General features: G+C 63.5%; 18 protein-coding genes. 11 read left to right on the forward strand and 7 right to left on the reverse strand.

Features of this window, described 5'->3' with window-relative positions:
• Nucleotides 1–176: 176 nt before the first annotated feature.
• Together KBY83_RS08950 and KBY83_RS08955 are read right to left on the reverse strand one after the other, a co-directional pair.
• A complete protein-coding gene (locus KBY83_RS08950) occupies nt 177–1,250 on the reverse strand; it encodes a glycosyltransferase (RefSeq protein ID WP_255019213.1) in 1,074 nt (357 codons plus the stop codon).
• Nucleotides 1,250–2,185, reverse strand: coding sequence for a DMT family transporter (locus tag KBY83_RS08955; protein WP_255019214.1), 936 nt, complete (start codon nt 2,183–2,185; stop codon nt 1,250–1,252). The genes KBY83_RS08950 and KBY83_RS08955 overlap by 1 nt, the downstream gene beginning before the upstream one ends.
• Before the next feature lie 58 nt (nt 2,186–2,243).
• Between KBY83_RS08955 and sppA the strand changes: the two genes are divergently transcribed.
• The 10 genes from sppA to KBY83_RS09005 all read left to right on the forward strand — a co-directional run bounded on the left by sppA (nt 2,244) and on the right by KBY83_RS09005 (nt 8,642).
• Complete coding sequence (sppA, locus tag KBY83_RS08960; protein ID WP_106501686.1) at nt 2,244–3,056, forward strand: signal peptide peptidase SppA; 813 nt, start codon at nt 2,244–2,246, stop codon at nt 3,054–3,056.
• Nucleotides 3,053–3,430: a chorismate mutase gene (aroH, locus tag KBY83_RS08965; RefSeq protein WP_255019215.1), complete on the forward strand. Its 378-nt coding sequence runs from the start codon at nt 3,053–3,055 to the stop codon at nt 3,428–3,430. Before sppA ends, aroH begins: the two co-directional genes overlap by 4 nt.
• 88 nt (nt 3,431–3,518) lie before the next feature.
• The gene (locus tag KBY83_RS08970) at nt 3,519–4,112 is read left to right on the forward strand and encodes a DUF2808 domain-containing protein (protein ID WP_255019216.1); all 594 of its coding nucleotides are present in this window, start codon (nt 3,519–3,521) and stop codon (nt 4,110–4,112) included.
• 96 nt (nt 4,113–4,208) lie between these two features.
• On the forward strand, nt 4,209–4,346 hold the full coding sequence (gene rpmH, locus KBY83_RS08975) for a 50S ribosomal protein L34 (RefSeq protein WP_006170261.1): 138 nt from the start codon (nt 4,209–4,211) through the stop codon (nt 4,344–4,346).
• A gap of 5 nt (nt 4,347–4,351) precedes the next feature.
• Nucleotides 4,352–4,735, forward strand: coding sequence for a ribonuclease P protein component (gene rnpA, locus KBY83_RS08980; protein ID WP_255019217.1), 384 nt, complete (start codon nt 4,352–4,354; stop codon nt 4,733–4,735).
• On the forward strand, nt 4,732–5,139 hold the full coding sequence (locus KBY83_RS08985) for a PH domain-containing protein (protein WP_106501423.1): 408 nt from the start codon (nt 4,732–4,734) through the stop codon (nt 5,137–5,139). Before rnpA ends, KBY83_RS08985 begins: the two co-directional genes overlap by 4 nt.
• A gap of 53 nt (nt 5,140–5,192) precedes the next feature.
• Nucleotides 5,193–6,320, forward strand: coding sequence for a membrane protein insertase YidC (gene yidC / locus KBY83_RS08990; protein WP_254960872.1), 1,128 nt, complete (start codon nt 5,193–5,195; stop codon nt 6,318–6,320).
• A gap of 3 nt (nt 6,321–6,323) precedes the next feature.
• Nucleotides 6,324–6,863 (forward strand): DUF177 domain-containing protein, encoded by a 540-nt coding sequence (locus KBY83_RS08995; RefSeq protein WP_255019218.1) that lies wholly within the window; start codon nt 6,324–6,326, stop codon nt 6,861–6,863.
• A 10-nt stretch (nt 6,864–6,873) separates the two neighbouring features.
• Nucleotides 6,874–8,349, forward strand: coding sequence for an AAA family ATPase (locus KBY83_RS09000; RefSeq protein WP_106501421.1), 1,476 nt, complete (start codon nt 6,874–6,876; stop codon nt 8,347–8,349).
• A 119-nt stretch (nt 8,350–8,468) separates the two neighbouring features.
• A complete protein-coding gene (locus KBY83_RS09005) occupies nt 8,469–8,642 on the forward strand; it encodes a hypothetical protein (RefSeq protein WP_193486054.1) in 174 nt (57 codons plus the stop codon).
• Here KBY83_RS09005 and KBY83_RS09010 read toward each other — a convergent pair.
• Nucleotides 8,639–9,547, reverse strand: a complete 909-nt coding sequence (locus KBY83_RS09010) for a mechanosensitive ion channel family protein (protein WP_255019219.1) — start codon at nt 9,545–9,547, stop codon at nt 8,639–8,641. The genes KBY83_RS09005 and KBY83_RS09010 overlap by 4 nt on opposite strands.
• Here KBY83_RS09010 and KBY83_RS09015 point away from each other — a divergent pair.
• Nucleotides 9,541–10,704 carry an aminotransferase class V-fold PLP-dependent enzyme gene (locus KBY83_RS09015; RefSeq protein WP_255019220.1) on the forward strand — a complete coding sequence of 388 codons (1,164 nt, stop codon included), beginning with the start codon at nt 9,541–9,543 and terminating at the stop codon, nt 10,702–10,704. The genes KBY83_RS09010 and KBY83_RS09015 overlap by 7 nt on opposite strands.
• Before the next feature lie 74 nt (nt 10,705–10,778).
• Here the strand turns inward: KBY83_RS09015 and aqpZ are convergent, their stop codons facing one another.
• The 4 genes from aqpZ to yidD all read right to left on the reverse strand — a co-directional run bounded on the left by aqpZ (nt 10,779) and on the right by yidD (nt 13,720).
• On the reverse strand, nt 10,779–11,519 hold the full coding sequence (gene aqpZ / locus KBY83_RS09020) for an aquaporin Z (protein WP_193486053.1): 741 nt from the start codon (nt 11,517–11,519) through the stop codon (nt 10,779–10,781).
• Between the two features lie 102 nt (nt 11,520–11,621).
• Nucleotides 11,622–13,115, reverse strand: coding sequence for a UDP-N-acetylmuramoyl-L-alanyl-D-glutamate--2,6-diaminopimelate ligase (locus KBY83_RS09025; protein ID WP_255019221.1), 1,494 nt, complete (start codon nt 13,113–13,115; stop codon nt 11,622–11,624).
• A 27-nt stretch (nt 13,116–13,142) separates the two neighbouring features.
• Nucleotides 13,143–13,457 (reverse strand): glutaredoxin family protein, encoded by a 315-nt coding sequence (locus KBY83_RS09030; RefSeq protein WP_255019222.1) that lies wholly within the window; start codon nt 13,455–13,457, stop codon nt 13,143–13,145.
• Nucleotides 13,457–13,720, reverse strand: a complete 264-nt coding sequence (yidD, locus tag KBY83_RS09035; RefSeq protein WP_254993471.1) for a membrane protein insertion efficiency factor YidD — start codon at nt 13,718–13,720, stop codon at nt 13,457–13,459. Before yidD ends, KBY83_RS09030 begins: the two co-directional genes overlap by 1 nt.
• Between the last annotated feature and the right edge of the window lie 55 nt (nt 13,721–13,775).

The raw sequence follows: 13,775 nt of genomic DNA on the forward strand, positions 1-13,775 counted from the left end.
GGAAGGACTTGGGCTTGACCATGACCCATTCTCTCGTCCTGATTCATTGCTGACACTGGGATCTGGGCAGATTTCAGGGCGTCTGTGGAGAGGCCTTGCCCTGATCTATGTGCAACACGCTCCTAGCTGATCACAAACGGTTCACCTGCTGCATGGCCGTGAATGCCCCATCTCAGTCAGCTCAGCCCCGCCAGCAACCAGGCCTCCACCCGCTCCGCCAGCACCGCCCGCGTGGCGTTGGCCTGCACCCAGGCCCGGCAGGCGCGTCGCTCGATAGCGCCCACCTGTGCCACCGCCGCCGCTAGGGCAGTCACGTCGTCCGGCTCCACCAGCAGTCCAGTGAAACCGTGCTGCACCAACTCGCCGGGGCCGCCGCGGCGATAGGCCACCACCGGCACACCGCAGGCCAGCGCCTCCACCACCACGTTGCCGTAGGCCTCATTCCACTTGGGGGTATTCAGCAGGGCCTGGCAATGGCCGAGCTGCTGCTGCAGCTGATTGGTGGGCAAGAAACCCCGCCACTGCAGGGTGCCAGCCGGCACCGACGCCTCCACCGCTGCCGCATAGGCCTGGTCTTCCACCAAACCCCACACCGCTAGGGGTAACCCCAGCTGGGCCGCCGCCGCCGCCGCGTCCTCCAGCCCCTTCTCCGGCGCCACCCTGCCGGCCCAGCCGAGCAGAGGCTCAGGCTCGGCGCAGAAGCCGTAGGCGTCTAGGTCAAAGCCATTGCCCAGCACAACCGGCGCCTGGGGCAAACGAAAATCCTCCGCCTGCACGCGGGTATGAAAAGCGAGGCGCCGCTGATCCCAAGCCGCCAGCTCGGCAATCGCCAAATCCATGGCCTCACTCACCGAACCCATGCTCACCAGGTGAAACAGGGGCAGGGGCGCTAGGGGGGTCAACCAGAGAGGCAGCCAGTCGTAGGCCAGGTTGATCACCGCCTCAAAGCCGGCCCCAGGCCCCTCCAACAGCGCCCGCCGCCAGAAGGCCTGCAGCAGGCCGTCGGCCGGCATCGTGATCGCAGCACTGCGCTGCTGGTGCTGGGCGCTGGTCTGGGAGCTGCCGCTACAGGTCCAAAGTTCGGCGGCGAGGCAGGAGGTGGGCAACACCGACTCCTCGGCAGCCAGCACCGTCACCCGGTGGCCCCGCGCCAACAACCCCGCTACCAGGGCACAGGCCGTGAGCTCCACCCCACCGCCGCGGCCACTGCCCAGGGCTCCCACCGGAGTACTCACCACCAGGATCCGCATCACGGCTGCTCCAGCAGGGAGGTACCGCGCCAGAGCTGCTTGCGCCGGTTGATCAACAGCACCGACACCAAGGCCAGCAGGGCCCCGAGCCACTGCAGCGGCTGCAACTGCTCATCAAGCAGCAAAACCCCGCAGAACAGGGCGAAGACGGGAGTTAAGAAGGTGAGAGCGGTGAAACCCGTGAGGTCACCACTGTTGGCAAACCAGAAGAAGAGGCCGTAGGCCAGGGCGCTGCCGAGCACGGTGGCGTAAGCCATCAATCCCCATTCTCCCAGGCTCCAGCTGGGCAGTAGGGCCCCCTCCCAGGCGACCCCGCCCAGTAGCGGCAGGCCACCAAGCAGAAGGTGCCAGCCGGTAATTGCCACCGGATCGCTCTGGCGGCTGGCGTAGCGACTCAGCACCGTGCCGATGGCCATCGCCGCCGCCGCCGCCAGCATCCACAGCTCGCCATGGCTCCAGGCCTGTTCGCCAAGGGCGACGGGACCATCGAGCCACCAGTGGCGCAGCACCGGTGCCGGCAAACCCAGGCAAAGGATGCCGAGCAACCCCAGCAGCAGGCCCACCCAGCCCACCGGATTGATCGCTTCCCCAAACAGACTGCGGGCCAGCAGGGCCACCAGCAGGGGCTGGGAATCAATAAGTACCGAACCCAGGCCCGCTCCGGTCTGGCCCAGGCCCCGGGCCAGTAGCCCCTGGAAGAGGCTGCCGTCCACCAGGGCAAAGGCCAGCAACCAGGGCCAATCAACGGCAGCCACCCGCAGGGAGCGGCCCAGCAACAGGGCGGCCAGCAGCACCAGAACCCCCGCTGGCAGCAGCCGCAGGCTTGCCACCTGCAGGGGACTGCCGGATTCCAGCAGGGGCCGCATCGCCGCCATCGCCGTGCCCCACAGCGCAAAAGGGAGCAACATCAAGGGCCATCGCAGGGCCTGGGGCATGGGCTTCCTGGCCGGCGAAGGCTTTGTTTTTAAGATCCAACCACTTCACCTATCCCAAATGCCCTGGCCCTGGCGCCGCAAGACCCGTCGCACCCTGGCGCGCATTGCCATCGAAGGACCAATCGCCGGCCCCACCCGCAGCCGGGTGCTCAAGGCCCTGCGCCAGGTGGAGCAACGGGAGTGCCCTGCTCTTCTGCTGCGCATTGATAGCCCCGGCGGCACCGTGGGCGACAGCCAGGAGATCTACAGCGCCCTAATGCGCCTGCGAGAAAAGGGCTGCAAGGTGGTGGCCAGCTTCGGCAACATTTCCGCCTCAGGCGGGGTCTACATCGGAGTTGCCGCCGAAAAAATTGTGTCCAACCCAGGCACGATCACAGGCTCGATCGGCGTGATTCTGCGGGGCAACAACCTCTCCAAACTGCTGGAGCGGGTGGGCGTGAGCTTTGAAACCGTCAAGAGCGGCCTCTACAAAGACATTCTTTCGCCGGATCGCGCTCTCAGCGAAGGGGAACGCAAGCTGCTGCAGAGCCTGATTGATTCGAGCTACCACCAGTTTGTGGAGGCTGTAGCAACGGGAAGGGGGCTTAACCAAGAGACGGTGCGCGGCTTCGCCGATGGCCGGGTGTTCAGCGGCGCCCAAGCCCTGGAGCTGGGTTTAGTAGATGTGCTTGGTGATGAGGAGACGGCCAGGCGACTGGCCGCTGAGCTGGCTGGCCTCGACCCTGAGAAAACCCGCCCAACCACCTTTGGCAGCCCGCCTAAACGCTTTGGCGGTGTACTGCCAGGCCGCAGCCAACTGCGCCAGCTGATCGAGAGCTTCAGCCTGGAACTGGCCTGGAGCGGTCAACCCCTGTGGCTCTACAGGCCATGAATGCTGGTTTTGTGCTGCGGGCCCTACGCGGGGCAACCACCGCCGAGGCGAACAGCACCGAGGCGATTCAGGCCTGTGTCAAGGAGCTTGTGGATGCCCTTATGGAGCGCAATGGACTCCAGGGAGAGCAACTGGTGTCGGTGACCTTTTCCGTAACCCGGGATCTGGATGCCTGTTTTCCGGCGGCCATCGCCAGGCGCCAGCCGGGCTGGGACCAGGTGGCTTTGCTCGATTGCCAGCAAATGGAAGTAGCGGGCGATCTGCCTCGCTGCATCCGACTGCTGGCCCATGCCTGGCTACAACCGCAGCAGACCCCGGTGCACCCCTACCTGCGCGAGGCAGCTGGCCTGCGACCAGATCGGGCTCAGCCGTAGGCCCGCCGCCACCTTTGGGGCCGGCCACCCCGGGCACCGGGGCAGCAGCTCCCTGCTGAGAATCAAATCACTTATTGGTGCAGCCCTGATGGGTTTCCCTCGCCTTCGCCACCAACTCGCCCTCCCGGCACTGGCCGCCAGCGCCGCACTCGTCACTGGAGCAGTTGCGCTTAGCACCAGTCTCCAGCCGAGCCTGGCCCAGGGCACGCCCAGCCTGATGGAGTTCCGCTGGGACAACACCAAGGACTACCGCAAGCTTTACTTCTTTATGACCGAAACCCAGCGCCTCAAGCGCTCGGAGTACTACTTGATACTCAGACCAAAAGATCGCAAGACGGCAATTCTAAAACTAAGTATAAGCGTCCCAAGCTATTTTGACACCAAGATTGATCCCAAGCGTGTCAAGCTCTGCAAGATGAGTGAAGGCGGCATGATGTCTCGCACAAAGTGCCAGGAGACCATCCCAGCCACGATCGAAGTATCTGCCAATGGCGAGGCCATAGAGATTTTCCCAGACACCCCCGTGCCAGACACCGGCACCATCGGGGTGTACATGAACATCTTCAATCCCTTCAACATCGGCATGTATCAGTTCAATGCGCTGGCCCAAGCCCCCGGCGACGTGCCGATGGCCGGCTACCTGGGCAGCTGGCTGATTCAGATCGATCCGCCTAACAACTGAGCGGCATAGGCACTGAGCCCCAGCGGCGCCAACCCCGCCTGATAGGTTGGCCCTTACGCCCATTACCGACGCAATAAGCGCAGCGAAGAGCCAGCCATGACCAAGCGCACCCTGGAAGGAACGAGTCGTAAGCGCAAGCGCGTATCTGGTTTTCGTGTGCGCATGCGCAGCCACACAGGCCGCCGCGTGATCCGCACCCGCCGCCGCCGCGGCCGGGCCCGCCTCGCCGTTTAAGAGCCTTGGCCCTGCCCCAGTGCCACCGGCTTAAGGGGCAACGGGTGTTTAACCGTGTGTATCAGAAGGGCCGCAAAACGCACGGCCCTTTTTTGTTGCTCCGCGTTTTGGACGCCCTGCCCCAACTCCTACCTGCCAAGCAGCAGGCAAGTCCGGCCAGCACCTGGCGCTGCGGGATTGTGATCAGCAGCAAGGTGCACAAACGATCCGTGCGCCGCAATCGCCTGCGCCGCCTCCTGCACGAGCACCTACTTGCCCAGCAAATCGGCGATGGCCAGCGCTGCCTCTGGCTCCTACTCAGCCTCAAACCTGGTAGCGCTGAGCAATGCCCCCAGGCCTTACTGGGAGAATGCAGTCAACTTCTTCACCAAGCAGGCCTGACGCGATGAGCACTGCCCCCGCCACCTCCATTGAGGAAAGCGTCTTCTACGAAGGCGGACCCGCCAAGGGAGACCTGATCTTCAATTTGGTGCTCGGGCTCACCCTCATCGGCATTCCTTTCGCCATTGGAGCGATCGTGCGGGCTTTTTGGCTGCGTTTCCGGATCACCAGTCGCCGCATCGAGGTAAATGGTGGCTGGCTGGGTCGCGACCGCACCCAGGTTGTGTACAGCCAAATCAGGGAGGTGCGCAGTGTGCCCCGCGGCTTCGGCCTCTGGGGCGACATGGTGCTGGTGCTCAACGACGGCTCCAAGCTCGAGATGCGCGCAGTGCCTGGGTTCCGGGACCTCGAGGCCTACATCGAGGAGCGCCGCCAAGCCAAAAGGTCCACACCCAAGGGCATGGCCGCCTAGACCATCAGTCACACTGAGCCCACGCTCCCCCCTACCCCGAGAGCCCCTCTGCCGTGATCGGCTACATCTCCGACAACCTGCTGCTCCCAATCCTCGATTTCTTCTACGGATTGGTGCCCAGCTATGGCCTGGCAATCATCGCCCTCACCGTGGTGATCCGGCTGGCCCTGTTCCCGCTCAGCGCCGGCTCGATCCGCAACGCCCGCCGCATGCGGATCGCCCAGCCCGCCATGCAGAAGCGGCAGGCCGAGATCAAGGCCAAATACGCCAACAACCCCCAGAAGCAGCAGGAGGAGCTGGGCGGTCTGATGAAGGAGTTCGGCAGCCCCCTAGCTGGCTGCCTGCCCCTGCTGGTGCAGATGCCGATCCTGTTTGCCCTGTTCGCCACCCTGCGGGGCTCACCTTTCGCCGATGTGCCTTACACCCTCAACCTGAAGGTGCTGCCTGCTGAGCAAATCGCCGCAGTCGAACCCAAACCCTTCAACAGCCCAAGCCACTCGATCTTCGTTACCGAAACCACCCACGTGCCGGTGATCGCCAGCCTCGAAGGCGGCACCAAGCTGGGAGTGGGTGATTCAGCCCAGGTGAAGCTGCACACCAAAGACGGCTCGAGCTTTGCTTCGGTGCTGCAGGGCATCGACCATGGCGACGCCTACACGCCCGCCTGGAGCGTGACCAAGGGAGAAGGCGTCGTAAGCGTGGCGGCTGATGGCACGATCACTGCCCTAGGCACCGGCGACGCCACAGTCGAGGCCAAGATCCCCGGCCTGGCGGCCCGCAGCGGCTTCCTGTTCATCAAGGCTCTCGGCCAGGTGGGCTTTATGACCGATGGCGCCGTGAACTGGGACATCGCCATCTTGGTGGCAGGTTTCGGCGCCAGCCTGTTTGCCTCCCAGATCCTTTCTGGCATGGGCATGCCCGCCAATCCTCAGCAATCCACCGCCAACAAGATCACCCCGGTGATGATCACCGGCATGTTCCTGTTCTTCCCCCTGCCGGCTGGGGTGCTGCTCTACATGGTGGTGGCCAACATCTTCCAGGCCCTGCAGACCTTCCTGCTCAGCCGCGAAGCCTTGCCCGACAACCTGCAGGCGATCCTTGACCAGCAAATGGCGCAGCAACCCGTGACTGTGTCAGCCAGTGGCGGTCGCCTGCCCTTCGAACCCAAGGGCAAGAAGTGACCCGTGTCCAATTCACCCCAGCCAGAGCACTCTGATCAGATTGTCGGGGAGAGGCTTCGGCCGGTTCCCCTTTCGGATCTGCGGCACCTGGAAGCTGGGCGCCATTGGCAAATAGACCAAACCATCGAGGGTCTAGCAAGCCTCACACCGGTGCGAGGCCAACTGCACGCCAACCATCGAGGCAACGTGCTGGAGGTGGTAGGCAAAGCAGAAACGATCGTCACCCTCTGCTGCGACCGCTGCCTCCAGCACTTCAACCATCCCCTGCGCGCCAGCAACCAAGAATTGCTTTGGATCGGCGAACCCGCCCCAATCCCATCCGACTCGATGGCAATGGAGGGCGAGGCTGACGACAGCGGTCTGATGGAGCAGCTCGATCCCAGGGGCAATTTCGATCCAGAACACTGGGTATTTGAGCAACTAAACCTGCTGCTACCCATCGTTAACCACTGCGGCAAGGACTGCCCCGGTCCGGCCACCTGGAGCAGCGACGGCGATGGCATCGATTCCCGCTGGAGCGCCCTGCAGGGCCTGAACCCCTGAGCCTCCCTCCGTGACCGACAGCTGGGCCGACCAACTCGATCTACTGATCCGGGCCCGCACGCCGATTCTGTGGATCCGCAGCCTTGAGGAGGAACGGGTTGATGGCCTGCTTGAACAAGCCGCCCAACGACTGGGCGGCCGTACCTTGCTGCGCTGGGACTTCATTGATGGGTTGAGCGGTGCCCCAAACCGCAGTGGCGAGGCCACCCGCAACCCGATGGCGGCCCTGGCCTGCCTCGATACGCTGCCGCCCGAGCAGGGGGCCCTGCTGGTGCTGCGCGATTTTCACCGCTATTGCGAAGACGCCGGTGTCTGCCGCCGGCTGCGCAACCTGGCCTCGAGCCTGCGCCAGGCCCCCCGCACCCTGGTGATCACCGCCCCCGACTGGGCCATTCCCCGGGAACTGGAAGACAGCATCACCCTGCTGGATCTACCCCTGCCTGGTGCCGAAGAGATCCGTCAACTGCTCAGCACGATTGCTGGCGCCAGTGGCTACCCGATGGCACCGGCCGTGTGCGAACAGCTCACCGCCGCCTGCCACGGCCTTAGCGAGCAGCGGGTGCGCCAGCTAGCAGCCCGGGCCCTGGCGCGGCGCGGCCAACTCGGGGAGGCGGATTTAGCCGAGGTGCTGGAGGAGAAACGTCAGGCGATCGCCAAGAGCGAGCTGCTGGAGTACTGCCCGAGCGAGGCCAGCCCCGCCGATATCGGTGGACTCGAAGCCCTCAAGCACTGGCTAGAACAGCGCCACATGGCCTTCAGCGAAGAAGCCATGCGCTATGGCCTGCCCCTGCCCCGGGGCGTGCTGCTGGTGGGCCCCCAGGGCACCGGCAAATCGCTCACCGCCAAGGCAATAGCCCACAGCTGGAGCATGCCCTTGCTGCGCCTGGATGTGGGCCGGCTGTTCGCCGGCTTGGTGGGGGCTTCAGAGGCCCGCACCCGGGACATGATCCAGCGAGCGGAGGCGATGGCGCCCTGCGTGCTCTGGATAGATGAGATCGACAAAGGCTTTGGGGGCGATTCCCGCAGTGATGGGGGCACCAGCCAGCGCGTGCTGGGCACGGTGCTCACCTGGATGGCAGAGAAAACCAGCGCCGTGTTTGTGGTGGCCACCGCCAATGGCGTCGACAAGCTGCCAGGTGAACTACTGCGCAAGGGGCGCTTCGACGAGATTTTCCTGCTGGATCTGCCCAGCGCTGACGAGCGCCGCTCCATTCTTGATCTGCAGCTGCGTCGCCGCCGGCCAAAGCACAGCATCACCCTGGAAGTGCTGGTGGATCGCACCGCGGGGTTCTCCGGCGCCGAACTGGAGCAGACCGTGATCGAGGCCATGCACCTGGCCTTCGCCGAGCAGCGGGAATTCGGCGAAGCCGACCTGATTGCTGCCGCTAGCCAGGTGGTGCCCCTTTCGCGCACCGCCCGGGAGCAGCTGGAGGCGCTGCAGGCCTGGGCCAGCGGGGGCCGGGCCAGGCCCGCTTCCCGCGGTTAGGGCAGCTGGCGTTGATGTCGAGGCGTAACGAACTCCGACGTCAGGTAACAAGCTTGGCTTTAGGCCGGGAATCAAAAGGAAATCACCTCTACGTTCTGGCCCAAGCCGCCCGAGCATCCGTGAGCCCCACTCCAAACAGCCGCCCTGAAGTTTTTAACCAACTGGCGGTGGCCTGTCTTGGGGCAGGGATCGTAACCTCCGTGGCGGTGGCTCAGGGACAGAACCCACTCACCGCCTTGGGCATCACGCTTTTTTCTGCAATCGCCGCCGTAATGGTTGGCCAGGTGCTCTAGTTAGCGCCCATCGCCAGGGGAATCCTGGGCACGGGGAAACCATTGGCACCGAGCACGTCGATGATCATGCGATTGGTGTCGAAATACACCTGCCAATAGTTGCTGGTGTGGGTGTAGGGACGCACCGCCAAACGGGGACCACGCTCACTGAACTCGAGCACCTCGACGTCTGCCTCCATCCCAGCAAACTGATTAGGCACCTGCTTGATGGCTTCTTTAAGCAGGGCAATGGCACGGCCTACATCAGCGGAATTGTCGAGCTGGGCCACTAGCTCAACGCGACGGTAACCATGGACCGAATAATTTTGGATGGTGTCGCCAAACAACTTGCCATTCGGCACGATATTGCGCACATTGTCTGGCGCTAGAAGCGAAGTAACAAACATACCAATTTCCTCCACTGTGCCGGTGATGCCTGCAGCTGTAATGAAGTCACCAACACTGAAAGGGCGGAAAATCTGCAGAAAAACACCAGCCGCGAAGTTGCCGAGCATGCCACTCCAGGCCGCCCCGATTGCTACGCCAGCACCAGCAAGCAGGGCAGCAAAGCTGGCTGTCTGAATACCAAAGAAGCCGAGTATCGCTACCACCAGGATCACTCGCAAAACCGCAGCGAGGATATTGATCAGATAGCCAACAACTGTCACATCCAGGCTGCTATGACGCAAACTTTTGCGCATAATGCGCATAGCCAGCTGAATCAGCCAGCCACCCGCGATCCAGAGGGCTACTGCGCCCACCAGCTTCAAAACAAAGGGAACAATCGTGGAGACCACGAGCGCTGACAGATCTGGAATTGGCATTGCCAACAATTCATAGGTTGAACTATCCATACCTTCACGGATCAATCGACCGGTCGTCAATGCAATGCCAGGATCCGAGCAAATAAATGCTCCTGATGCCAACTGATTTCCGCGCCCAGCTACCCGCCCTAGCCAACAAGACCTACTTCAACTACGGCGGCCAGGGGCCCCTGCCGAGCTCATCCCTCGAGGCCATCACGGCCGCCTGGCGCACCATCCAGGAGCTAGGCCCGTTTACCGGCGCGGTATGGCCTTTTGTGGAACAGACCACCAGCCAGCTGCGCCAGCATCTGGCTGGCGCAGCTGGCGTGCCGGCGCACCGGCTGGCCTTCAGCGAAAACGTAACCAGTGGCTGCGTACTGCCGCTCTGGGGCCTGCCCTGGCAGGCAGGCGACGAACTCCTGATCAGCGACTGCGAGCACCCGGGGGTGGTAGCCGCCTGCCGCGAACTAGCCCACCGCCAAGGGCTTGTGCTCACCACCTTGGCGGTGGCGGATCTACGCGGCACTGCCGATGACACAAACAAGCAGGTGCTGCAGCGATTGGATCGCCAGCTCAGCCCCGCCACCCGCTTGGTTGTGCTTTCACACCTGCTCTGGAATACGGGCCAGGTGATGCCGATTGCAGCGGTAGCTAGCCAGCTCAGCTCACACCCCAAGCAGCCCTGGCTGCTGGTGGACGGGGCCCAATCCCTTGGGGCCATTCCCATCGAAGCCGGTGCAGCCGCCGCTGACATCTACGGCTGCACCGGCCACAAATGGTGTTGTGGCCCGGAGGGACTGGGAGCAGTAGCCCTATCGGAGCGGGTGGTGCGCGAGGCCAGACCAACCCTGATCGGCTGGCGCAGTCTCAGCCACGAAGCCAGCGGCCAGAGCGAATTTCACACCGACAGCCGGCGCTTTGAAGTGGCCACCTCCTGCGTACCCCTTTGCGCTGGGCTTGAGCAATCCCTGCACCTGTTGGAGGCGGAAGGCACAGCCGAAGAGCGCCTGGCCCTGATTCAGCAGCGCAGCGGCTATCTCTGGCAAGGGCTGCAGGCAAACCCGCGCGCCCGCACGCTGTTGGAGGTGCCGCCACCGGCGGGGCTGGTCAGCTTTGAGATCAGCGGGGAAGATCCGGAAATGGTGGTGAAGCGCCTGGGTGAGCAAGGCATCTGGCTGCGCAGCCTCGACGCCCCCCACTGCCTGCGGGCCTGCACCCACATCACCAGCACCGAAGCTGAGATTGATCAGCTACTTGGAGCTTTGCAAGCGTTCTGAGTTGATCCCAACGCCAAAAAGAGAAGGGGCTTACGCCCCTTCTCTAGATCAAGCTTTCCTAAATCTAATTGCGATCAGGAAGCCTGGTCGCTGAACACATTGCGATACACCCAGCCAGCCAGCAAGGCCCCCACGATTGGCGCCACCCAGAACAACCACAGCTGACCCATCGCTTCCACTCCGGCCCAAACAGCCACTGCGGTGCTACGGGCAGGGTTAACCGATGTATTAGTCACCGGGATGCTAATCATGTGAATCAGCGCCAGGGTGAGTCCGATAGCAAGGCCAGCGAAGCCAGATGGCGCCAGCCGATCAGTGGCACCAATAATCACCAACAGGAAGAAGAAGGTGAGCACTAGCTCCACGATCAAGGCTGCCCAGAAGCCATAACCACCCGGTGAATGGGTGCCCCAACCATTTGTAGCCAGCGGATTACTACCAGCCATCACTAAATCAAAAGCCGGGCCACCTGCCACGACCAGCTTGATAAAGCCTCCGGCCAGCACGCCGCCAATCACCTGAGCCACGATGTAGGGCAGCAGCTCCGAACCTTTCATGCGTCCGCTGGCCCAAAGGCCGAAGCTCACCGCCGGGTTGAGATGACAACCAGAGATGTGCCCAATTGCATAGGCCATTGTTACCACCGTGAGACCGAAGGCCAGCGACACGCCTAGAAAACCAAGCCCAAAGGGATTGCCCGGGGCAATGTCGGCTCCAGTGAGATACGGGAAATTAGCGGCGATTGCGGCACTACCGCAACCTCCCAATACCAGCCAAAAAGTTCCGAAGCCTTCGGCAAGAAGCTTCTTGCCCATTGGAATAGAGGCTGTCACAAAAATGATTGATAGGACTATCTAAATTTATCGGGAGCACCTTACGGAAACAAGATACTGGGAGCATTGAGAAGCATTCAGCCTCTAAGTGCCCCGGCGGCGGCGCAGGGCTTTGTCAGCCTCTTCCCGGTCGTCGAAATGAACCTTGGTGGTGCCGAGGATCTGGTAGTCCTCATGTCCCTTACCGGCGATCAGCACCAAATCCCCAGGTTCGGCCTCGGCGATGGCGGCGGCGATAGCTACCGCCCGGTCGGCCTGCACCTGCATGGATCCTCCAGGAGGAATGTCAGCAGTCACATCGGCCAGGATTTGCTGGGCATCTTCCGTGCGGGGATTGTCGGAAGTCACATAGAGCTGGTCAGCCAGCTGGGCTGCAATAGCTCCCATCTGGGGCCGCTTGCTGCGGTCGCGGTCGCCGCCGCAGCCAAACACGCAGATAAGACGCCCCTTTGTGAAAGGGCGGCAGGCAGCCAGGGCGTTGGCCAGGCCATCGGGAGTGTGGGCGTAATCCACCAGCACGGCCGGGTCGCCGCAGCCGTCACCCACCACCACCCGCTCCATGCGACCAGGTACGCCGCGGAAATTGGCCAGCCCCTCGAGCAACTGGGCCAGGGGGACGCCCTGCTGTACCAGGGCACCAACCGCCTGCAGCAGGTTCATCAGGTTGAAGCGACCCACCAGGGGCGAGTGGAATGCCCCCTCCCCCGCCGGTGTCTGCAGCACCCCGCGCACGCCGCCTGCCCCCAGCTGCAAATCGCGGATGAACAGCTCGGCGCTGGGGTCTTCCAGGGAGCTGCGCCAACAGGCTTTACCCAGACGGCTCACCAGCTGGGCGCCCCAGGGGTCGTCGCCATTCACCACCGCCCCCCCAGCCAGCAGCGGCTCCGCAAACAACCGCGCTTTGGCCTCGAAATAGGCCTGCATCGAAGGGTGATAGTCGAGGTGGTCTTGGGTGAGGTTGGTAAACACGGCGCCAGAGAAGTGGCAGCCAGCTACCCGCTGCTGATCAAGGGCATGGGAGCTCACCTCCATGGCACCGATCTGGGCACCGGCCTCAACGGCCTGGGCCAGCTGGGCCTGGAGCAGATCGGCGAAGGCCGTGGTGTGCTGGGCCGTCACGCTGTGGCCCGGCCAGCGGTTCACCAAGGTGCCAAACAGAGCCGAAGGCCTGCCTGACGAAACCGCCAGATGCTCAATCAAATAGGTGGTGGTGGTTTTGCCATTAGTGCCGGTGACCCCAATCAGGGCCAGCCGGCGACTGGGCTGGGACCAGAAGGCAGCCGCCAGTTCTCCGGCCCAGCGGGTCAGCGGTTCAGGCGCTACCAGCACAGCATCGCCTGGCCCAGGCTGCTGAAGGGCCGCCGCGGCCTCGCTGATCACCGCAGCTACCGCACCGGCCTGCAAGGCCTGGGGCCAGAAGCAGCCCCCATCCACCTGGGTGCCAGGCAGCCCCACAAACAAAGTGCCCCGCCCGATGCGGCGCGAGTCACAGCTGATGCCGCTCAACTCCCCGTTGGGCACGCCCAACGGCACCTCCAAACCCACCTGCCGCAGGACTGGGTGGAGCAGCTGGGTCATGGCACTGGCGGGACAGTTGGCGCCTTTCTAAGCGTCCTGGCTGGAAAAACCGTGCTTCTGCAACCAAACCTGCAAGCTGGCGCCAGCCAGCCGGGGCGGCACCCTGGGCAGCGGCCGATCTCCCTGGCCGGAGCGCACCTGCAGCACCGGCACCTCCAGCCCAAAGCGGGCCTGCAGGGCGGGATCACCATCCACATCGATCAACTCCAGCGCCAGCGGAGGATCGAGGGCGCGCAACTTCTGCTCCAGTCCCTCGCAGAGACAGCACCCCTTGCGGGTTAGCAGCAGTAAAACCGGGAGCCCGGGGGAGGAAGAGGGCCAAGAGGGAGCGGAGGAGAGCATCAATCGGGCACCGGATCGCAACCGCAGGCGCTGAAGGGATGACAACGCAGCAGCCGGCGCAGGGTGAGCCAGCTGCCCCGCCAGGGCCCATGGCGGCTGATCGCCTCGAGGCCGTAGGCGCTGCAACTGGGAATGAAACGGCAGCGGGGCCCCAGCAAGGGCGAAATCCACTGGCGATAAAAGCTGATCAAGGCGAGCAATAGGGCCGCCAGGCCAGTAGTAAGCAATTGGGTCAGCAGCTGGGTTGACTGTTTGCTCGGCAGTTGGGGTGAAGCCCCAAGCTCGGCCTCTTGCAGGGAGGCGAGGCCCGGCTCTGGC

Source organism: Cyanobium sp. WKJ7-Wakatipu (genome assembly GCF_024345355.1).
GTDB lineage: Bacteria > Cyanobacteriota > Cyanobacteriia > PCC-6307 > Cyanobiaceae > Cyanobium_A > Cyanobium_A usitatum.